The organism is Vibrio sp. Isolate33 (assembly GCF_022397895.1).
Taxonomy (GTDB): domain Bacteria; phylum Pseudomonadota; class Gammaproteobacteria; order Enterobacterales; family Vibrionaceae; genus Vibrio; species Vibrio pomeroyi.
This window is the reverse complement of the sequence record NZ_JAKEUP010000002.1, coordinates 655936-675446: the sequence shown is the minus strand read 5'-3', so window position 1 is coordinate 675446 and position 19511 is coordinate 655936. Positions and strand designations below refer to the sequence as shown.

19 protein-coding genes are annotated in these 19511 nt (G+C 44.2%); 13 read left to right on the top strand and 6 right to left on the bottom strand.

The genetic code is table 11. The features are described from left to right. Positions 1-29: 29 nt before the first annotated feature. The 3 genes from L1D37_RS06405 to L1D37_RS06395 all read right to left on the bottom strand — a co-directional run bounded on the left by L1D37_RS06405 (position 30) and on the right by L1D37_RS06395 (position 2365). A complete protein-coding gene (locus L1D37_RS06405; protein ID WP_017068517.1) occupies positions 30-578 on the bottom strand; it encodes a peptidylprolyl isomerase in 549 nt (182 codons plus the stop codon). Beyond that, positions 578-1147 (bottom strand): YajG family lipoprotein, encoded by a 570-nt coding sequence (locus L1D37_RS06400; RefSeq protein WP_239847282.1) that lies wholly within the window; start codon positions 1145-1147, stop codon positions 578-580. Before L1D37_RS06400 ends, L1D37_RS06405 begins: the two co-directional genes overlap by 1 nt. A 66-nt stretch (positions 1148-1213) precedes the next feature. Then, positions 1214-2365, bottom strand: a complete 1152-nt coding sequence (locus L1D37_RS06395; RefSeq protein ID WP_239847281.1) for a methyltransferase — start codon at positions 2363-2365, stop codon at positions 1214-1216. 174 nt (positions 2366-2539) lie between these two features. Here L1D37_RS06395 and bolA point away from each other — a divergent pair, with 174 nt between their 5' ends. The 9 genes from bolA to nqrM all read left to right on the top strand — a co-directional run bounded on the left by bolA (position 2540) and on the right by nqrM (position 10659). Further along, positions 2540-2848: a transcriptional regulator BolA gene (gene bolA / locus L1D37_RS06390; protein ID WP_017064186.1), complete on the top strand. Its 309-nt coding sequence runs from the start codon at positions 2540-2542 to the stop codon at positions 2846-2848. A 521-nt stretch (positions 2849-3369) separates the two neighbouring features. Beyond that, the gene (locus L1D37_RS06385) at positions 3370-4710 is read left to right on the top strand and encodes a Na(+)-translocating NADH-quinone reductase subunit A (RefSeq protein WP_128644399.1); all 1341 of its coding nucleotides are present in this window, start codon (positions 3370-3372) and stop codon (positions 4708-4710) included. Between the two features lie 5 nt (positions 4711-4715). Next, on the top strand, positions 4716-5960 hold the full coding sequence (locus tag L1D37_RS06380; RefSeq protein ID WP_048669180.1) for an NADH:ubiquinone reductase (Na(+)-transporting) subunit B: 1245 nt from the start codon (positions 4716-4718) through the stop codon (positions 5958-5960). Continuing rightward, positions 5950-6717, top strand: coding sequence for a Na(+)-translocating NADH-quinone reductase subunit C (locus L1D37_RS06375; RefSeq protein WP_176681879.1), 768 nt, complete (start codon positions 5950-5952; stop codon positions 6715-6717). The genes L1D37_RS06380 and L1D37_RS06375 overlap by 11 nt, the downstream gene beginning before the upstream one ends. After that, the gene (locus L1D37_RS06370; protein WP_008223083.1) at positions 6717-7349 is read left to right on the top strand and encodes an NADH:ubiquinone reductase (Na(+)-transporting) subunit D; all 633 of its coding nucleotides are present in this window, start codon (positions 6717-6719) and stop codon (positions 7347-7349) included. Before L1D37_RS06375 ends, L1D37_RS06370 begins: the two co-directional genes overlap by 1 nt. A 7-nt stretch (positions 7350-7356) precedes the next feature. Then, entirely contained in the window at positions 7357-7953 is a 597-nt protein-coding gene (nqrE, locus tag L1D37_RS06365) for an NADH:ubiquinone reductase (Na(+)-transporting) subunit E (RefSeq protein WP_009848375.1), read from the top strand. A gap of 29 nt (positions 7954-7982) precedes the next feature. Continuing rightward, positions 7983-9209 (top strand): NADH:ubiquinone reductase (Na(+)-transporting) subunit F, encoded by a 1227-nt coding sequence (nqrF, locus tag L1D37_RS06360; RefSeq protein ID WP_017631923.1) that lies wholly within the window; start codon positions 7983-7985, stop codon positions 9207-9209. Between the two features lie 174 nt (positions 9210-9383). Continuing rightward, entirely contained in the window at positions 9384-10388 is a 1005-nt protein-coding gene (locus tag L1D37_RS06355; RefSeq protein WP_239847280.1) for an FAD:protein FMN transferase, read from the top strand. Between the two features lie 16 nt (positions 10389-10404). Continuing rightward, entirely contained in the window at positions 10405-10659 is a 255-nt protein-coding gene (gene nqrM / locus L1D37_RS06350) for a (Na+)-NQR maturation NqrM (RefSeq protein ID WP_004737624.1), read from the top strand. Positions 10660-10794: 135 nt separating this feature from the next. Here nqrM and L1D37_RS06345 read toward each other — a convergent pair whose 3' ends face one another. Then, complete coding sequence (locus tag L1D37_RS06345; protein WP_239847279.1) at positions 10795-12036, bottom strand: diguanylate cyclase; 1242 nt, start codon at positions 12034-12036, stop codon at positions 10795-10797. Between the two features lie 162 nt (positions 12037-12198). Here L1D37_RS06345 and dinB point away from each other — a divergent pair, with 162 nt between their 5' ends. Then, the gene (dinB, locus tag L1D37_RS06340) at positions 12199-13275 is read left to right on the top strand and encodes a DNA polymerase IV (RefSeq protein ID WP_239847278.1); all 1077 of its coding nucleotides are present in this window, start codon (positions 12199-12201) and stop codon (positions 13273-13275) included. Positions 13276-13339: 64 nt separating this feature from the next. Here dinB and L1D37_RS06335 read toward each other — a convergent pair whose 3' ends face one another. Further along, a complete protein-coding gene (locus L1D37_RS06335; protein WP_239847277.1) occupies positions 13340-15274 on the bottom strand; it encodes a RecQ family ATP-dependent DNA helicase in 1935 nt (644 codons plus the stop codon). A 145-nt stretch (positions 15275-15419) separates the two neighbouring features. On the opposite strand from L1D37_RS06335, the gene L1D37_RS06330 reads away from it, so the two are divergent. From L1D37_RS06330 to L1D37_RS06320, 3 genes are all read left to right on the top strand, one after another. Next, positions 15420-15893, top strand: coding sequence for a GreA/GreB family elongation factor (locus tag L1D37_RS06330; RefSeq protein ID WP_239847276.1), 474 nt, complete (start codon positions 15420-15422; stop codon positions 15891-15893). An 88-nt stretch (positions 15894-15981) separates the two neighbouring features. Beyond that, complete coding sequence (locus L1D37_RS06325; protein WP_239847275.1) at positions 15982-16758, top strand: YggN family protein; 777 nt, start codon at positions 15982-15984, stop codon at positions 16756-16758. A 277-nt stretch (positions 16759-17035) separates the two neighbouring features. Continuing rightward, positions 17036-18397 carry a sodium-dependent transporter gene (locus tag L1D37_RS06320; protein WP_176681872.1) on the top strand — a complete coding sequence of 454 codons (1362 nt, stop codon included), beginning with the start codon at positions 17036-17038 and terminating at the stop codon, positions 18395-18397. A 148-nt stretch (positions 18398-18545) separates the two neighbouring features. On the opposite strand, the gene lipA is transcribed toward L1D37_RS06320, so the two are convergent. Continuing rightward, complete coding sequence (gene lipA / locus L1D37_RS06315) at positions 18546-19511, bottom strand: lipoyl synthase (protein ID WP_017059920.1); 966 nt, start codon at positions 19509-19511, stop codon at positions 18546-18548.

Sequence of the window (19511 nt, the reverse complement as noted above, 5' to 3'; positions counted from 1 at the left end):
CCCTTAAGAAATAAGGGCGTTACATTGGATTACTTAAGAAGGGTCACTTTAGTGATGACGATTGGGTCGACTGGGATGTCTGACATGCGGCCCATTCGCTTGGTTGGAATCGTTGCCATCTTTTGAACAACATCAAAACCTTCAGTTACTTTGCCGAATACTGCGTAACCTGGGTTACCGCCTTTTGCGTTCAAGAAATCATTATCAGAGAAGTTAATGAAGAACTGGCGAGTCGCAGAATCTGGCGCATTAGTACGAGCCATAGCGATTGTTGCTGTATCGTTCTTCAAGCCATTGCTGCCTTCATTCTTGATAGGAGCATAAGTCGCTTGTTGATTCATATCTTGATCGAAACCGCCACCTTGCGCCATGAAACCAGGAATAACACGGTGGAAGATAGTGCCTTCATAGCTGCCGTCAGCAACGTACTTTAGAAAGTTCTCAGCACTCACTGGTGCTTGCTCTTGGTTTAGCTCGATAGTGAAGTCGCCTAGTGTTGTCTCTACGTTCACTTTAGGACCAGCCCAAACGCTCACGCTCACCAGCATTAATGCAATAGAAGATAGAATGCGACCCATTAGAAACGTTCCTTCATGTAAGTTTGTAGCTCTTGGTCATTGGCAATCTCTTTCAATACCAAGTTGATTACATCATTAAGCACCATCGCGATATCATCGTTTGAAGCGCTTAGTGCGCCTTTGCGAGTTGCAGTACCGTTGAATGTTTTAACGAGCTTACCTTCCGGTGTCTCAGCCGTTACTTCAAGCGTTACTTTACCGTCCATTTGGTTTTCCATAATGGTGTGTTCTACGGTAACAAGCGCTTCTTGAATCTCTAAAACAATCGAGTTTTCGCTATTTACGCTTGCACGGTAACCTTGAGACTCTAACTGTTGTGCTACAGCGTTCTCTAGAGAAATACGCATGTTCTGCTTAGCGTGAATTGGCTGAATATTTGAACGGCCACTATCAACCAGTGCAACGTATTGAGCGGCACGAACATCTTTACTTGTTAGTGTGTATGTTTTGCCTTGTACTAGGTTGCTTGAGCTTAGTGAAGCTTCTGGCATTACATTGATCTGTTCTTGCTGAGGGGCTGAACATGCTGTCAAAGCCATAATAGAAGCAGCCAAAATCAGTTTTTTCATTCCTTTATCCTTTCTAAATTCACACCAGAAGCTCGGTATCTTAAATTCTTGTGAAGTCGTTTCTGCTTATTTATTAAAATTCGCAGGTTCTCTTGTTGCTTGTAATATCTCAAATTTTTGGTTTAGTTCAAGCGTTTCAACGTTAGCTTCACCAAATAGTCTTGCTAGTTTGACATCGTATCCGAGGTGTCGGTTGCCAATAACAATTAATTTGCCTCCATTGCTTAGAACATGCTTTGCATCACAGAACATTTGCCATGCAATGTGATCAGTAATCGCTTGTTGCTGATGGAACGGAGGATTACACATTACTAAGTAAGTGCTGTTTTTCTTGAAGCCATCTAAACAGTTGTTGGCGATGAATTGGAAATTGCCTTCTTCGCCAAGGTTATCCTTGACGTTTTGGCGTGCCGATTCCACCGCCATGAAGCTCTCATCAACACAAGTGATACGAGCCTGAGGGTTCAATTGTCCTGCTTTAACACTCAATACACCGTTACCACAGCCTAGGTCGATGATATGACGTAGCTCTGGATCTTGAGGGATGTGCTCTAGCATATAGCGAGCGCCTTGATCGAGTGCTTCGCCTGAGTAAACATTTGGTAAATTTTTCAAGCGGATATCTTCACCGTCTACATCCCATTCCACAAACGGCTCAACGGTTTGGATCGGCTGGCAATTTGGAGAAGAGAAAACCAAGCGGTGCTTTTTCTTCGCTAGTGAGGTTTTGGTCTCGCCTAGGTACTTCTCGAAAAGGTTAAGTGTAGAGGTGTGGATCTCTTTGACTTTGTTGACACCGATCACTTGGCAGCCTTCAGGCAGTGCTTGGCGTAACTGACTTAACTGCCATACAAGGTGGCGGTTGGTCTTTGGTAGTTGCATGATCACAAGGTCGATACCGTGCGGGATATCATCCATGGTGTTTAAAAAGTTGACTCGATTACATTGATTACGCTGTAAGTTTTTTAGCGCACCGCGATGAGAAATAAATGAGTCGCTCATCATGGTGACATCATGATCTTTTGAGAACCAAGCGGATAGGGCACCAAAGCTGTCGTTCATGATCAGGATGTGTTTGCCAGGTTCAAGATTCATCTCTTCAACATGACTGATCAGGTATTCGTCGCCCGCATCCCAAGCTTGAAGGGTTTCATTTGAACGTTTAGGGAAACGATGTAAGGTCAAAGTTCTATCGTGAAGGGTAAGTTCGGTTTTCATTGCTTGAGATACTTATGTAAGGAATAACAAGGATATTGTCTCAAATGCAGGCGGAACAAGATAGAAAAAACTCAAGCAAACCTACGCCATTCGCTATCAAATACTCAGACAGTCGACCGCTTAGGGTTTATACTCACCCCACGGATAATGCCAATACGTTATTAAGGAATCACAATGATCCAAGAAGTTATCGAAACAAAATTGCACAATGAGTTTTCACCAAGTCATTTAAACGTGGTCAATGAGAGCTATATGCACAATGTTCCGGCCGGTTCTGAGAGTCATTTTAAAGTGATTGTTGTCAGTGATGTGTTTGAAGGTTTACGTCTTATTGCTCGTCATCGAGCGGTAAATAAAGCACTTTCAGAAGAGTTAGCGAATAATATTCACGCACTGTCCATTCACACTTATACAAAAGATGAATGGATGAAGCAGCTCGATAACGTGCCAGACAGCCCTATGTGTATGGGTGGTGGCAAGTAACACAACGAGCATATTGAGAAAAGGCGGCGATGCCGCCTTTTTTGTCGCCAAACCTATGTGTTTTTCGTTGTTATATCATTCAAACTGATGGCAATTTGAACGACTAAAAATACCTACAATGAGTAATGTTTTTATTAACAGTGTTTCAACATAACTCGTAAAATATTAGTTTGTGACAGAGTATTAATCTCTTGTTTAAAACACGTTTCAAAAGCCATTTTATCTGTGCGGCTCGTCAAATTTATACATATTTGAGAGTCCATATGCTTCAAATCTCACCAAATAAAGGCGGTATTCAAGTTATTGGTCATGGCATCAAGTTGTCAAAAAATGCTAGAATACGGCACCTGATAAATCTCACATGTTTTGTGTGATGAGTTTATTAAGATAATGTTGCGATTTTGGTATCTCAAATTTACCAAAACCGGACACTGTAATGTCGTGTCTAAGGGCGATTTTAAAACGTCCTGAATTTACGCAATTAAAAGAATCTTTTTCCCGATAAAGTAGTGCAAGTGCGTATGATTACAATAAAGAAGGGTTTGGATCTTCCTATCGCAGGAACTCCATCCCAGGTGATTAATGATGGTAAGTCCATCACTAAAGTCGCCTTGCTTGGCGAAGAGTACGTTGGTATGCGTCCTACGATGCATGCTCGCGTTGGTGATGAAGTGAAGAAAGGCCAAGTTCTTTTTGCAGATAAAAAGAACCCAGGTGTTGTATTTACTTCTCCAGCAAGCGGTAAAGTTATTGAAGTGAACCGTGGTGCTAAGCGTGTTCTTCAATCAGTAGTGATTGAAGTAGCAGGCAATGAGCAAATCACGTTCAATAGCTATGAAGCTAACCAACTAGCAGGTCTTGACCGTGAAACGGTTAAAACTCAGTTAGTTGAGTCTGGCGCATGGACCGCTTTGCGAACTCGTCCGTTCAGCAAGGTTCCAGCAGTTGATTCTGAAACTCAGGCTATTTTCGTTACTGCTATGGATACTAATCCGCTAGCAGCTGAGCCAGAATTAATCATTAACGAGCAGTCTGATGCTTTCGTTGCTGGTTTAGATCTTCTTTCAACTCTGACTAACGGTAAAGTGTACGTTTGTAAAAAAGGTACTAGCTTACCTCGTTCAGCTCAGTCTAACGTTGAAGAACATGTTTTTGATGGCCCACACCCTGCAGGTCTTGCAGGCACGCATATGCATTACCTATACCCGGTAAATGCACAAAATGTAGCGTGGAGCATTAACTACCAAGATGTTATCGCATTCGGTAAGCTTTTCCTTACTGGTGAGATTTACTCTGAGCGTGTTGTTTCTCTGGCTGGTCCAGTGGTAAACAACCCACGTCTAGTTCGTACTCAAATTGGTGCTAGCCTTGAAGAGTTGACTGACAGCGAGTTAATGCCAGGCGAAGTTCGTGTGATTTCTGGTTCTGTACTTACGGGTACTGAAGCAACAGGTCCACATGCTTTCCTTGGTCGTTACCATCAGCAAGTTTCTGTTCTACGTGAAGGTCGTGATAAAGAGCTATTCGGCTGGGCTATGCCTGGTAAGAACAAGTTCTCTGTTACTCGTTCATTCCTTGGTCACCTGTTTAAAGGTCAGTTGTTCAACATGACAACGACGACAAACGGTAGTGACCGCTCAATGGTTCCAATCGGTAACTACGAGCGCGTAATGCCTCTAGATATGGAACCTACATTGCTGCTTCGTGATCTATGTGCAGGCGACGTTGATAGTGCTCAAGCACTAGGTGCGCTAGAGCTAGACGAAGAAGATGTAGCATTGTGTACCTTTGTATGTCCAGGTAAGTACGAGTACGGTCAACTACTTCGTGAATGCCTAGATACGATTGAGAAGGAAGGGTAATTTTCATGGGCCTTAAAAAGTTTCTTGAAGACATCGAGCATCATTTTGAGCCAGGTGGTAAACACGAGAAGTGGTTTGCGCTTTACGAAGCAGCAGCGACAGTGTTCTACACGCCAGGTCTTATTACAAAGAAAAGCTCGCACGTTCGTGATAGCGTTGATTTAAAACGTATCATGATCATGGTTTGGTTCGCGGTATTCCCAGCAATGTTCTGGGGTATGTACAACGCGGGTGGCCAAGCTATCGCAGCACTTAACCATATGTACGCAGGCGCTGAACTAGCATCTGTTATCGATGGTAACTGGCACTACTGGCTAACCGAAATGCTTGGCGCCTCCTTAGGAGCCGATGCAGGTGTTGGCAGTAAGATGCTACTTGGTGCGACATACTTCCTACCTATCTACGCAACGGTATTCATCGTTGGTGGCTTCTGGGAAGTTCTGTTCTGTATGGTGCGTAAGCACGAAGTAAACGAAGGTTTCTTTGTTACTTCTATCTTATTCGCGCTTATCGTTCCGCCAACACTTCCTCTATGGCAAGCAGCACTAGGTATTACCTTCGGTGTTGTTGTAGCGAAAGAGATCTTCGGTGGTACGGGTCGTAACTTCCTGAACCCTGCACTTGCTGGCCGTGCGTTCCTATTCTTTGCATACCCTGCACAGATTTCAGGTGACGTAGTTTGGACTGCTGCAGACGGTTTCTCTGGTGCAACTGCTCTTAGCCAATGGGCTCAAGGCGGCGGTAGTGCACTAATGAACGTGACATCTGGTGAAGCAATCACTTGGATGGACGCATTCATTGGTAACATCCCAGGTTCTATCGGTGAAGTATCGACTCTAGCACTTATGATTGGTGCAGCGATGATCGTTTACATGCGTATCGCTTCATGGCGTATCATTGCTGGTGTAATGATCGGTATGATTGCTGTGTCTACGCTGTTTAACGTGATCGGTTCTGATACTAACGCAATGTTCAGCATGCCTTGGCACTGGCACCTAGTTCTAGGTGGCTTCGCATTCGGTATGTTCTTCATGGCGACAGACCCAGTATCAGCTTCATTTACCAACAAAGGTAAGTGGTGGTACGGCATCCTAATCGGCGCAATGTGTGTAATGATCCGTGTAGTTAACCCTGCATATCCAGAAGGCATGATGCTTGCGATTCTATTCGCAAACCTATTTGCTCCTCTGTTTGACCACGTTGTAATCGAGAAGAACATTAAGCGGAGACTAGCGCGCTATGGCAAGTAATAACGATAGCATTAAAAAGACGCTGTTTGTTGTTATCGCATTGAGCCTAGTGTGCTCAATCATCGTTTCAACAGCTGCAGTTGTTCTTAAACCTAAGCAACAAGCTAACGCAGTTCTGGATCAGCAAACTAAGATCCTTGAAGTTGCGGGCATTGACCTTGCAGGTGATATTCCAGCGTTGTACGCAGAGAACATCGAACCTCGTCTAGTTGATTTCGCTACTGGCGATTTCGTTGACGGCGATGCTGCTGCATACGACCAACGTAAAGCGGCAAAAGATCCAGCTCAGTCAATCAAGCTTTCAGCTGAAGAAGACATTGCTAAGATCCTTCGTCGTGCTAACACAGGTACTGTATATCTTGTGAAAGATGGCGCTGAAACTTCTAAAGTTATCATCCCTGTTCACGGTAACGGCCTATGGTCAATGATGTACGCATTCGTTGCGGTAGAAACTGATGGCAACACAGTTTCTGGTATCACTTACTACGAGCAAGGTGAAACTCCTGGACTTGGTGGTGAGGTTGAGAACCCAACTTGGCGCGCTCAATTCGTTGGTAAGAAATTATTCGACGAAAACCACAAACCTGCTATCCAGGTTGTTAAAGGTGGCGCTCCTCAAGGTTCAGAGCACGGTGTAGATGGCCTTTCTGGTGCAACACTGACTAGCGTTGGTGTTCAACATACATTTGACTTCTGGTTAGGTGATATGGGCTTTGGTCCGTTCCTAGCAAAAGTTCGTGACGGAGGTCTGAACTAATGTCTAGTGCAAAAGAAATTAAAAAGAGCATCTTAGCGCCGGTGTTGGACAACAACCCAATCGCGCTACAGGTTCTTGGTGTGTGTTCTGCTCTTGCGGTAACCACTAAGCTAGAAACAGCATTTGTTATGACTATCGCGGTAATGTTCGTTACTGCTCTGTCTAACTTCTTCGTTTCTTTGATCCGTAACCACATTCCTAACAGTGTGCGTATCATCGTTCAGATGGCAATTATCGCATCACTAGTAATCGTGGTAGACCAAGTGCTAAAAGCATACCTATACGATATCTCTAAGCAGCTATCTGTATTCGTAGGCCTAATCATTACTAACTGTATTGTAATGGGTCGTGCTGAAGCATTCGCAATGAAGTCTGCGCCAATCCCATCTCTAATCGATGGTCTTGGTAACGGTCTTGGTTACGGTTTCGTTCTTATCACTGTTGGTTTCTTCCGTGAGCTTCTAGGCTCTGGCAAACTATTTGGTATGGAAGTACTACCTCTAGTGAGCAACGGTGGTTGGTATCAGCCAAACGGCTTGATGCTTCTAGCACCTTCTGCATTCTTCCTAATTGGTTTCTTGATTTGGGCGATTCGTGTGTTCAAACCAGAACAAGTAGAAGCGAAGGGGTAAGGTAGTCATGGAACATTATATTAGTCTGCTAGTTAAATCGATTTTCATCGAAAACATGGCGCTTTCTTTCTTCCTAGGTATGTGTACATTCCTAGCGGTATCTAAGAAAGTTAAAACTTCTTTTGGTCTTGGTGTTGCGGTAGTTGTAGTACTTACAATCGCTGTTCCTGTAAACAACCTTGTTTACACACACATCCTAAAAGAAAACGCGCTTGTTGAAGGTGTCGATTTAAGTTTCCTTAACTTCATCGCATTCATCGGTGTTATCGCGGCACTTGTACAAATCCTAGAGATGGTCCTAGACCGTTTCTTCCCACCTTTGTACAACGCACTAGGTATCTTCCTTCCACTGATCACAGTTAACTGTGCAATCTTTGGTGGTGTATCTTTCATGGTAACTCGTGACTACAACTTTGCTGAATCTGTTGTTTACGGCTTCGGTTCTGGTGTGGGTTGGATGTTAGCTATCGTTGCTCTTGCGGGTATCCGTGAGAAGATGAAGTACTCTGACGTTCCTCCGGGTCTTCGTGGCCTTGGTATCACGTTCATTACTGTTGGTCTGATGGCGTTAGGCTTTATGTCTTTCTCTGGTGTTCAACTGTAGGGTAAGCACCCAGTAATAAGGAATAACAAATGCAAAGCATTATTCTTGGCGTAGCGATGTTTACCATTATTGTATTGGCTCTAGTACTAGTGATTCTTTTCGCTAAATCTAAGCTGGTACCATCAGGTGACATCACTATTGCTGTAAACGGCGACCCTGAAAAGGCGATCGTTACTCAACCTGGTAGCAAGCTACTTGGTGCCCTAGCTGGCGCTGGTATCTTCGTATCTTCTGCTTGTGGTGGCGGTGGCTCTTGTGGTCAGTGTCGTGTAAAAGTTAAGTCTGGTGGTGGCGACATCCTTCCAACTGAACTTGATCACATCACAAAAGGCGAAGCTCGCGAAGGCGAACGTCTTGCATGTCAAGTTGCTATGAAAACTGACATGGAGATTGAACTAGACGAAGATATCTTTGGTGTTAAAAAGTGGGAATGTACTGTTATCTCGAATAACAACGAAGCTACTTTCATCAAAGAACTTGCACTAGCTATCCCTGAAGGCGAAGAAGTTCCGTTCCGCGCGGGTGGTTACATTCAGATTGAAGCTGAACCACATCACGTGAAATACGCAGATTACGATATTCCTGAGGAATACCGTGGTGACTGGGATAAGTTCAACTTGTTCCGTTACGAGTCTATCGTTAAAGAGCATTCGATCCGTGCTTACTCTATGGCTTCATACCCAGAAGAGAAAGGCATCATCAAGCTTAACGTGCGTATCGCAACTCCGCCGCCAAACAACCCTGACGTAGCTCCTGGTGTGATGTCTTCATACATCTGGTCTCTTAAAGAAGGCGACAAATGTACTATTTCTGGTCCATTTGGTGAGTTCTTTGCTAAAGACACAGACAATGAAATGGTATTCATTGGTGGTGGTGCAGGTATGGCGCCAATGCGTTCACATATCTTCGACCAACTTAAGCGTCTTAACTCTACTCGTAAGATGTCTTACTGGTACGGTGCGCGTTCTAAGCGTGAGATGTTCTACATTGAAGACTTCGACGGCCTAGCTGCTGCAAACGAGAACTTCGTGTGGCACTGTGCACTGTCTGATCCTCAACCAGAGGACAACTGGGACGGTTACACTGGTTTCATCCACAACGTATTGTACGAAAACTACCTGAAGGATCACGAAGCTCCTGAAGACTGTGAGTACTACATGTGTGGTCCACCAATGATGAACGCTGCTGTTATCGGCATGCTGAAAGATCTTGGTGTAGAAGATGAAAACATCCTACTAGATGACTTCGGTGGTTAATCCACTTAAGTGATTGATATTATGGCTGACTCCTGCGAGTCAGCCATTTGTTTTTCTAAGACTGATTTTGACAACATACTGACTTATATAAGAAAGAGTAAGGTATTCGAAAGACCTATTTTTTACTCTTATTTTTCCTTATATAAATCCTCAACATTAGACAGGAGTAAGCAAGTGAGAATTTGGCTTGTTGCATTAACTTCTTTGATTTTTCTTGCGGGCTGTGAACAGCCAAGAGAGCAAGTGCATTTTAGTGGCCCAACTATGGGTACCAGTTACAATATTAAATACATCAACGGTGATGAATTTCCTGAGTCTAATGAAGTTCATACCGAAATCGATCGTCTACTTGAAGAAGTGAACGACCAGATGTCGACCTACCGTGAAGACTCTGAACTAAGCCGCTTTAACCAACACAAAGGCGCGGATGCTTTCGAAGTATCGGAACAAACTGCAACAGTTGTGAAAGAAGCGATTCGTTTGAACGGTCTTACTGAAGGTGCATTGGATGTGACGGTTGGTCCATTAGTCAACCTTTGGGGTTTTGGTCCTGAAGCGCGTCCTGAAGTGGTGCCAACAGATGAAGAACTGGCAGCTCGTAAAGCAAAAGTAGGTATTCACCACCTAAGTGTTGAAGGCAATAAGCTGACTAAAGATTTGCCGAACCTGTATGTTGACCTTTCAACCATCGCAAAAGGTTGGGGTGTGGATGTGGTAGCTGACTACCTTGATTCAATCGGCATTCATAACTACATGGTTGAAGTCGGTGGTGAAATCCGTCTAAAAGGCCTAAACCGCGAAAGTGTGGGCTGGCGTATTGCTATCGAGAAGCCAAGTGTTGATGAACGCAACATTCAAGAGATCATCGAACCGGGTGATATGGCAATCGCAACGTCGGGTGATTACCGTAACTATTTTGAACGTGATGGTGTTCGTTACTCACACATCATCAACCCAGAAACAGGAAAGCCTCTTCATCATAAAGTGGTTTCTGTGACTGTTTTAAACCCGTCTTCAATGACTGCGGACGGCTTATCTACTGGCCTTATGGTCTTAGGTGAGGAGAAAGGAATGGAAGTCGCAAACCAACATAACATCCCTGTGTTCATGGTGGTAAAAACAGCAGATGGCTTTAAAGAGATTGCTTCTGAAGCATTTAAGCCATACTTAGGTAAATAAGGTAAGCGAGATAATTATGAATACATTTCTGATTACATTTGGTGTTTTTCTAGCAGTGATCACAGCAATGTCGATTGGCTACATTATCCAAAAGAAAGTTGTGAAAGGCAGCTGTGGTGGCTTGGGTGCAGTTGGCATTGATAAGGTATGTAACTGTCCAGAACCTTGTGATGCACGTAAAAAGCGTGAAGCACGTGAAGCATACCGTGAAGAGAAGCTTGCGGAGCGTCAGCAAAAAGAAGCGGCTTGGAACAAAGATCGTATCGCTTAACTGGCGATGCTGACTAGGGGCTAATTCAGCTCTCTAAAAAGCAAAGAGCCCAAGGTTAACGCCTTGGGCTCTTTTCGTTTCTACGCTTTCTTAGTGCTACACAATACTCTGTATTAAATTCCTCGAGTATTGGAGCTACTCGTTAGCGAGTTGAAGATTATTACGAGCACATACTAACTGGTTTCGGCCTTGCTCTTTTGCGGTATAAAGCAGCTCGTCAGCGGCTTTGATTTGTTCATCTAAGCTACCAACCAAGTCAGTGACGCCGATACTCATAGTGACTTTGATAAGCTGTGAATCATGCACGACGTCTTGGTTTTGTATCGCCACTCGCATCGACTCTAAGGTTTCGACAAAGTCCTCAAATGGACCGCATGATTGAATACAAAACTCTTCACCACCGAAACGAACCGTAACATCATCTTTAAAGTGGTCTTTGATAATCTTGCCGACTTCCACCAGTACTGCGTCACCACCATCGTGACCGTAGGTGTCGTTCACTTTCTTGAAGAAGTCGATATCCATCATGGCGATACTGCGCTGCTCACAACCTTTACAGGTTTGATTGAACAGGTAACGACGGTTCCATAATCCGGTGAGGGCGTCCTCGTTGGCATGACGAAACAGTTCATTGGTGGCTTCTTTCATATCCAATAGTTGGTGGATGCGGCAGAAAAACTCTTCTTGGTTGAAAGGCTTATATAGGAAGTCGTTAGCGCCAGCTTTGAGGAAGCGTGCTGTCATGGTGCGATCATCGCTACCAGACAGTCCAAGAATCGCGAGTTGATTACGGTCGTGATGGACTCGAATATCGCGGGTCATCGAAATGCCATCTTTATTCGGCATATCATGGTCGGTCACAACAAAAGTGATATCAGGATCGTTTTGGAGAAGCGTGAGTGCTTGCTCACCGTCTTCTGCTTGAACGGTTTGAATATATTGATGTTCGAGAAGCTGGACGACATATCGGCGAACCACAGCAGAATCATCTACGACCAGAGCTTTGTGGTGGCGATTATTGGAGATTCGATTAACCAGAGGAAGCAAGTAACTGACTGATGACATGCTGTCTTTGAGGATGTAATCAAGCACACCTTTGGCAAGCACTTGCTCTCGAAGTGTGTTGTTGAACATGCCAGTTAGCACGATGATCTTTTGCTGGTAGCCGAGTACCAGATCAATGATCTCGCCGTCTTGGCCGTCAGGTAAACAGTAGTCGAGGACTGCACACAAGAAATCCGTTTCTTGCTCTAAGATCGCTTTGGCTTCTTCTACAGATTCCGCCAGCGCAACTTCATAGCCATCGTTCTTAAATTGCTGGTAAAGATAGTTTCTGAATGCTCGACTATCCTCTACCACTAGTATTTTTTCACTCAAAAGCTATCCCTACTTATAGACTAAATACTCCTAACAATACTATCAGAATAGTGGGCGGCGAATGAAGTGAAACCTGTTGAGCTGGACTCCAGATCATTTTAAATCTGAGAATAATTGATTATACTGTTCATAGATACAGTTGTAAGGTTGAGTTATTTCTAAATGTGCAGTTCGGACCAAGAGAAAGTCAGAAAAATAATCCATGTCGATATGGATTGTTTTTACGCAGCTGTAGAAATGCGAGACAACCCATCTTACCGAAATCGACCGCTCGCAGTGGGTGGGCATGAAAAGCAGCGCGGTGTGCTGAGCACGTGCAACTACGAAGCGCGTAAGTTTGGTGTTCGTTCTGCTATGCCTACTGGTAAAGCGCTGCAACTTTGCCCTAATTTGTTGGTTGTGCCGGGAAGAATGTCAGTCTATGTAGAGATATCTAAGAAGATCCGCGAAATCTTTTCTCGATATACCTCAGTGATTGAGCCGCTTTCTTTGGATGAAGCGTTTCTTGATGTGACTGATTCAAAGCAATGTCATGGTTCGGCGACGCTCATTGCAGAATCGATTCGTCGTGATATCTGGAATGAACTCAATCTAACAGCGTCTGCTGGTATTGCTCCGATAAAGTTTTTGGCGAAAGTCGCCTCGGATATGAACAAGCCTAATGGGCAATTTGTGATCCCTCCTCAAGATGTCCAAGCGGTGATCGATGAATTACCACTCGAAAAAATTCCTGGTGTCGGCAAAGTGAGCATTGAAAAGCTGCATCAAGCGGGTTTATTTACTTGTAAGGATATCAAAGAGTCTGACTATCGCGACCTGCTGCTCAAGTTTGGCCGCCAAGGTGCGTCACTTTGGAAGCGTAGCCACGGCATTGATGACCGAGAAGTGATCATTGAGCGTGAAAGAAAGTCGGTAGGCGTAGAGCGAACTTTTACTCAAAACATATCGACCTACGCAGAATGCTGGCAGGTGATAGAAGATAAGCTGTTTCCTGAACTCGAAACTCGCTTAGAAAAGGCCAGCCCGAGTAAAGCGATCATAAAGCAGGGAATCAAACTCAAGTTTGCCGACTTTCAGCAAACCACTATCGAACACATACACGCTTCACTCGATCGTGAACATTTTAAAGAGCTCTTGAGTGAAATATTGAAAAGACAACAAGGACGAGAGATACGCTTACTAGGTCTAAGTGTGATGTTACAACCCAAAGATCAGATGCGTCAGCTGAGCTTCTTTTAAAGATAATGAGTTAGATGACAACCGACAAAGCTTGATAGCTTAGTCGGTTTTTTATAGGTGAGAGTTACCTAGGAAGGTGCTTCACTCGCGCTAAGGTATCACTGAATGGTTGTTGCTCTAATTTTCCGTAGCCGACCATTTTGCTGGCTTTAAGCTTGGTTGAAAGTGGGGTGGCGATTCCACAGAGAAAACGAGTAATTGCTTCATCGGTAATTAGCTGTTGGCTCGCTGAAATGAACTCATGGATCCATGTCATTACCGTTTCATCATCAACTGGCTCAACATCAACGGTTGGTAGGGTTGCTACTTGACCGCGGCATACAGAACAGTGACCACACTTGGTTGGTGCTTTGTCATCGGCAAAGTAACTTGCAAGGCGTGAGCTTAGACAGGTGTCGGCTTCAAAGAAGCTCAGCATCTGATTAAGACGATTGATTTCACTGTTCTCTTTTGCCTTAAACAACTCAGTTAATCGCTCAGATAATTGCATCATATCTTCAGAGGTATTGTGAATCGCGTAGACATCTGTGATTTGTTTGCTTTCTAGCTCAATCCAGCTCTGTTCATTAAAATAATCAATAGCGGCAATCACACGTTGGCGATCCGCTTGGAAGTGAGTCCAAAGCGCATCGAAATCAACTTGGCACCAGACTCTCGCTTGTGGTGAGCATTGAAAAATCGCTTCAACAAAGTTACGACGTTCGCCTTGGAACTGCTCGCAGATCTGCTGCTTAGGGCGAATGAACTTAAATTTGTAATCCGCGAAGTAGCTGTACTTCGGCTCAATTACTCCTTCAATTTCGAGGTAAACCAGCAGTGTTTTAAGCGGCAGCTGACGAATGTTGGACTCACGCGATAGCTGATTAAGCATGATCTCCCATTGATTCGAACCCGAAGCATTAGTGTTTTGGTTTTCGTAGATCTCTTTTAATACTGCCTGGATCGATATGTTGTCTGGCGTATCGCCAAATACAAAGTTCTCTAATGTGCTCAAGCCGTGTTTATTCGCGAGCAAGATACACTCAGAAGCTTGTCCATCACGGCCAGCTCTTCCTATCTCTTGTGAGTAGTTCTCTATTGATTTTGGTAAGTCAAAGTGAATCACTCGGCGAATATTCGACTTGTCGACACCCATACCAAATGCAATGGTTGCCACGATACAGTTGACGTCATCACTCATGAATTGATGTTGGATGGCGTCTCTGTTTTCTGGCTTAAGACCGGCATGATAAGCCACGGCATTTACGCCAGCATTACGAAGTTGCTGAGCGACCATCTCTGCTGTTTGTTGAAGAGTGACATACACAATAGTCGGAGCGAGAGAAGCTTGGTTAACAACATTACACAAGGTTTCTAGTTTGTTGGCTTGTTCGCAAGGTTGAATTGAAAGGTCTAGGTTCTGACGATAGAAGCCAGTAACCACAACACGTTCTTCATCGATATCAAACTTAGACTTCATATCTTGGATAACAGAGGTCGTTGCGGTTGCCGTGAGCAATAGCACTTGAGGAATATTCAGCTGCTTTTTGTATTGAGGAAGCTTTAGGTAATCAGGTCTGAAGTTGTGACCCCATTCCGAGATACAGTGCGCCTCATCGACTACAAGTAACGAGATAGGCACTTGGGAGATAAACTGACGAAAGCGTTCGTTCTTCAGGCGCTCAACCGAGATCATTAGGATTTTTGTGTCACCGTTACGTACGGACTGCATAACCTGTTGTGTGGTTTGTCTGTCTTGGCTTGATTCGATGGCAGCCGCGCTGATGCCTTTACTGTGTAAGAAGCTGAGTTGGTCTTTCATTAAGGCTAACAGTGGCGATATCACCAAGGTTAAATGAGGAAGCTCTAATGCGGGTAATTGGTAGCAAAGCGACTTGCCTGATCCCGTCGGGAATATCGCGGCTGTCGAGTGACCAGATAGAACATTATCAATGACTTGCTTTTGTCCGTTTCGTAGTGAATCGAATCCGAATACTTGTTTTAGCTTCTGCTCAATCATTTATGTTCTACCTGATTTAATAAGTGTCGTATTGATGCTAAAGCGGGCGTCTATTCATGATAGCGTCGCTTGTTGAATCAAATGTCTTGCACCTGATTGTACCTAATTCTATTCTGTAGCTCCTATAGAAAAGCACCCCAATAGTATGAATAAGTCTGAGCTTCGACAAATAATCATTGAGCAACTCGAAACCCGATTAAGTATCGCGCAGTCCGCTACCCAGCGTGCCATTGACGCCGCGACCGATGAAGAGACAGTGCCAGAGCACAAGTACGACACCTTAGCTCTAGAAGCCTCGTATCTTGCCCACGGACAAGCGGTGAGAGTGCAAGAGTGTGAAGATGATATTCAGTGTTACCGAAACCTGGTATTGCGTGACAGTGAAAAAATTACGGTGAATAGCTATGTGGTGGTGATTGACGAGCATGACCAATATAAACACTTTTTCATGGGGCCGAGGGTTGGCGGGCTTTCTGTTACGTGGAATGATAATGAAGTTGCCATCGTGACCGCGAATGCGCCGTTTGGTCAGGCTTTAATGGGTAAAGAAGTTGGCGATGAGATTGAGTTTAAGGTCGCTGATAAACAGTTTTGCTACGAAGTTATATCTATCGACTAACTAACTGGCTAATAGATATAAAACGTTTCTCTGACAAAGAAGCATAAACCCAAGGTATAGTAATTTGTCAGATTGATGAGAGGATGTTATGAAAAGCAATGTATTTATGAAAAATAGTGTATTAATTGCATCACTAACAGCGGTAATCTCTGTTGTGAGTCTGCCAACGTTTGCAGCGCAGTGTCGAGTTGATTTGAAGAATGAATTACGAATCGATGACCAAAAAGTCGAAATCCATCAGGTGAATGGCGATACTGCGGTCTTCGATGAAAACAATGACCTCTATATCCATGGTGAGAAAGTTGAGCTCGATACTGACCAACAAGCTGCGATAGAGAAGTATCGTGACAGCATGAGTGAGTATTTACCTCGTGCAAAGCAAATGGCTAACGAGAGCTTAGCATTAGCCAATGATGTTATTGATGATATTGCCGCTAGCCTAGATTCGCCTGAGTCGTTTGATAATGTAAAAGAGTCAATGAAGACGTATTTTGCTGAACTTGAGGCGCGTTACTACAAAGATGGTGAGCTAGTATTACCAGCAGACAGTTTCGACTCGATGGCCAATGGCTGGTCTGAAGATTTCGAGAAGGCTAAGGAGATCTTTAACCAAGAGTTTATCTCGAGTGCTTTCAATGCGATGTCTGAAAAGATGAAGCAAGAGGGTGGACTAAACCTGACTGAACTGGCTGACAGCATGGCGGATCTCAAGCTTAAAGTTGAAGAGCGAATGAAAGAACATGCTCAGCAAATGCAAGAAGAAGGCACCGAGTTCTGTGATTCACTTGATGAGATGGCAGAACAAGAGCAAGAGTTGCATGAAATCATTCCGAACTTAAAAGATTACCAAGTATTCACGATTTAATTTTAATCTAGTGATGAATAGTAAGAGCACCGGTTGGTGCTCTTTTTGTTTGTATTGTTCGCTTAGTGATAAGTATTAATCTAGTGAATGGGCTTTATTGATGATCTTTTTTTATCTGGCATTGAAAAACTATCAGACGGGATTGTTGTTAATTTTTTGGTTCTAAATAGCGTATTGATTGTAAAAATCAGAGAATTGTTCATTTATTGGTTGTGTCTATCATTGCTTTTGATTACCGTACTTCTCAACTAGTTCACTGATTTTTTTTGCGGGCAATATGGACCAACAATCTTCCTCTTCAAGAGAGCTATTTAGCTCTCGTTTGGGTTTTATTTTAGCAGCGGCTGGTGCAGCGGTTGGCTTGGGTAATATTTGGGGTTTCCCAACTCAAGTTGCGAGCAATGGCGGTGGTGCTTTTCTGCTTGTTTACCTAATCATGATCTTCGTGGTTGCTTTCCCTATGCTGGTGGTAGAAATGGCTATCGGCCGTCACGGCCAAGCGAACCCTGTCGATAGTATGCGCTCATTAACGGCTAATCCGCTAGGCAAGAAAGTCGGTGAATTTGTTGGTTGGATTGGTCTCAGTGTTCCAAGCGCAGTATTAGCATTTTATAGCATTGTCGGCGGTTGGTTGATCTGTTTCCTAATCGGCGCTGTTGCTGATCTCATTGGCCTAGAGGCGATTGCGGATTGGTTTAAAGGCTTCAGCGTTGAGCGTAATGTCTTTGGTACAGTTGCGTTCTACGTACTGACCATTTTGATTGTGCAGGGCGGTGTTAAGCAAGGTATCGAGAAGTGGTCGACGCGTTTAATGCCGGCATTGTTTGTATTGTTCGGCCTATTGTTTGTCTACATCATGACGCAATCTGGCGCGATGGAAGGCTTAAAACATTACCTAGTTCCAGACTTTGAGAAAGTGTGGGATAGAAAACTGATCCTAGCGGCGATGGGACAAGGCTTCTTCTCGCTAACCATTGGTGGCTGTTCAATGTTGGTTTATGGCTCCTACTTAAGTAAGAAAGAGAACCTGCCAAAAATGGCGATGAACGTAACCTTGGTTGATACTGCTGTTGCCTTTATTGCGGGCTTAGTCGTTATGCCTGCGATGTTTGTTGCGATGCAAAAAGGTGTTCAAATCTACGCGGAAGATGGCTCGCTGTTAAGCTCAGACACGCTAGTGTTCACGGTTCTACCTCTGATGTTTGATAGCTTAGGTGTGCTTGGCCAGATCTTCGCGATTGTTTTCTTCCTACTGCTAACGATTGCTGCCCTTACTTCTTCAATTTCGATGTTAGAAGGCCCGGTAGCGCTAGTGAGTGAGCGTTTCAATACCAGAAGAACGCCAACAAGTTGGGTGATTGGTGGTGCAATCGCACTGTTCAGTGTGGTAATTGTTTACAACTTTGCTGCGATGTTTGGCATGGTGGCGATGATAGCCACTCAATACCTTCAACCGATCGCCGCATTGATGTTCTGTCTGTTTGGTGGCTGGGTGTGGAGTCGAGCGTCAAAAGTGAAAGAGCTTGAGCAAGGTTGCCCTGATTTTCAGCTGGGTTGGTTTGGTAAGGTTTGGCCAATGTATGTCAAGTTCGTGTGCCCAATCTTAGTCGCAACGGTAATCTGGGCTTCTTTCGGATAGTGACCAGCTAACGGCTACACCATTATATTTGCTATTCAAGGCCACTCTTAATGAGTGGCTTTGTTGTTTTTAGCGGCACTAAGAAGATAGAAAAAAGGCGCTGAACATAATATTCAGCGCCTTTGTATTTTTAGTTAAGCAATCGTGATTACTTAATTTCCATACCTTGAGCTTGTAGATCTGCGTGGTAAGAAGAACGTACAAACGGACCACATGCAGCGTGTGTGAAACCAAGTTCAAGAGCGATCTCTTTCAGCTCGTCGAACTCTGAAGGCGGCACGTAGCGCTCTACTGGTAAGTGGTGACGGCTTGGTGCTAGGTATTGACCTAGTGTCAGCATAGTTACACCGTGTTCGCGAAGATCTTTCAGTACTTGAACGATCTCTTCTTTCGTCTCACCAAGGCCCATCATTACACCAGACTTTGTTGGGATGTCTGGGTGTTGTTCTTTGAACTTCTTCAGTAGATCAAGAGACCATTTGTAGTTCGCACCTGGACGCGCTTTGCGGTATAAGCGTGGCGCTGTCTCTAGGTTGTGGTTGAAAACATCTGGCGGGTTGTCTTTCATTAGGTCAAGCGCAACGTCCATACGACCACGGAAGTCTGGAACCAGTGTTTCGATACGAATATTTGGGTTTAGTTCGCGAATCTCACGGTTACAGTCAGCAAAGTGCTGAGCACCGCCATCACGCAAGTCATCGCGGTCAACTGAAGTGATTACAACGTACTTCAGTTTCATGTCTTTAATTGTTTTAGCTAGCTTCTTCGGCTCTTCCGCTTCAGGAGCAACTGGACGACCATGGGCAACATCACAGAACGGGCAGCGACGTGTACAGATAGCGCCAAGAATCATAAACGTTGCCGTACCGTGGTTGAAACACTCGGCTAGGTTAGGGCAAGACGCTTCTTCACAAACTGAGTGCAGGTTGTTTTTGCGCATTGCTGATTTGATTTCTTGGATACGATGGCTGTCTGAAGGAAGTTTAATCTTCATCCATTCTGGCTTACGTAGCACTTCTTTCTGTTCAGCAGGCATATTCTTTACGGGAATTAATGCCATTTTGTCAGCGTCACGATATTTAACGCCTTTTTCCATTTGGATTGGTTTGCTCAT

What these genes read in the sequence shown, in the direction of transcription:
- L1D37_RS06405 (WP_017068517.1), bottom strand. Translation starts at nt 578, where the DNA reads ATGGGTCGCATTCTATCTTCTATTGCATTAATGCTGGTGAGCGTGAGC.
- L1D37_RS06400 (WP_239847282.1), bottom strand. Translation starts at nt 1,147, where the DNA reads ATGAAAAAACTGATTTTGGCTGCTTCTATTATGGCTTTGACAGCATGT.
- L1D37_RS06395 (WP_239847281.1), bottom strand. Translation starts at nt 2,365, where the DNA reads ATGAAAACCGAACTTACCCTTCACGATAGAACTTTGACCTTACATCGT.
- bolA (WP_017064186.1), top strand. Translation starts at nt 2,540, where the DNA reads ATGATCCAAGAAGTTATCGAAACAAAATTGCACAATGAGTTTTCACCA.
- L1D37_RS06385 (WP_128644399.1), top strand. Translation starts at nt 3,370, where the DNA reads ATGATTACAATAAAGAAGGGTTTGGATCTTCCTATCGCAGGAACTCCA.
- L1D37_RS06380 (WP_048669180.1), top strand. Translation starts at nt 4,716, where the DNA reads ATGGGCCTTAAAAAGTTTCTTGAAGACATCGAGCATCATTTTGAGCCA.
- L1D37_RS06375 (WP_176681879.1), top strand. Translation starts at nt 5,950, where the DNA reads ATGGCAAGTAATAACGATAGCATTAAAAAGACGCTGTTTGTTGTTATC.
- L1D37_RS06370 (WP_008223083.1), top strand. Translation starts at nt 6,717, where the DNA reads ATGTCTAGTGCAAAAGAAATTAAAAAGAGCATCTTAGCGCCGGTGTTG.
- nqrE (WP_009848375.1), top strand. Translation starts at nt 7,357, where the DNA reads ATGGAACATTATATTAGTCTGCTAGTTAAATCGATTTTCATCGAAAAC.
- nqrF (WP_017631923.1), top strand. Translation starts at nt 7,983, where the DNA reads ATGCAAAGCATTATTCTTGGCGTAGCGATGTTTACCATTATTGTATTG.
- nqrM (WP_004737624.1), top strand. Translation starts at nt 10,405, where the DNA reads ATGAATACATTTCTGATTACATTTGGTGTTTTTCTAGCAGTGATCACA.
- dinB (WP_239847278.1), top strand. Translation starts at nt 12,199, where the DNA reads ATGTGCAGTTCGGACCAAGAGAAAGTCAGAAAAATAATCCATGTCGAT.
- L1D37_RS06335 (WP_239847277.1), bottom strand. Translation starts at nt 15,274, where the DNA reads ATGATTGAGCAGAAGCTAAAACAAGTATTCGGATTCGATTCACTACGA.
- L1D37_RS06330 (WP_239847276.1), top strand. Translation starts at nt 15,420, where the DNA reads ATGAATAAGTCTGAGCTTCGACAAATAATCATTGAGCAACTCGAAACC.
- L1D37_RS06325 (WP_239847275.1), top strand. Translation starts at nt 15,982, where the DNA reads ATGAAAAGCAATGTATTTATGAAAAATAGTGTATTAATTGCATCACTA.
- L1D37_RS06320 (WP_176681872.1), top strand. Translation starts at nt 17,036, where the DNA reads ATGGACCAACAATCTTCCTCTTCAAGAGAGCTATTTAGCTCTCGTTTG.
- lipA (WP_017059920.1), bottom strand. Translation starts at nt 19,511, where the DNA reads ATGAGCAAACCAATCCAAATGGAAAAAGGCGTTAAATATCGTGACGCT.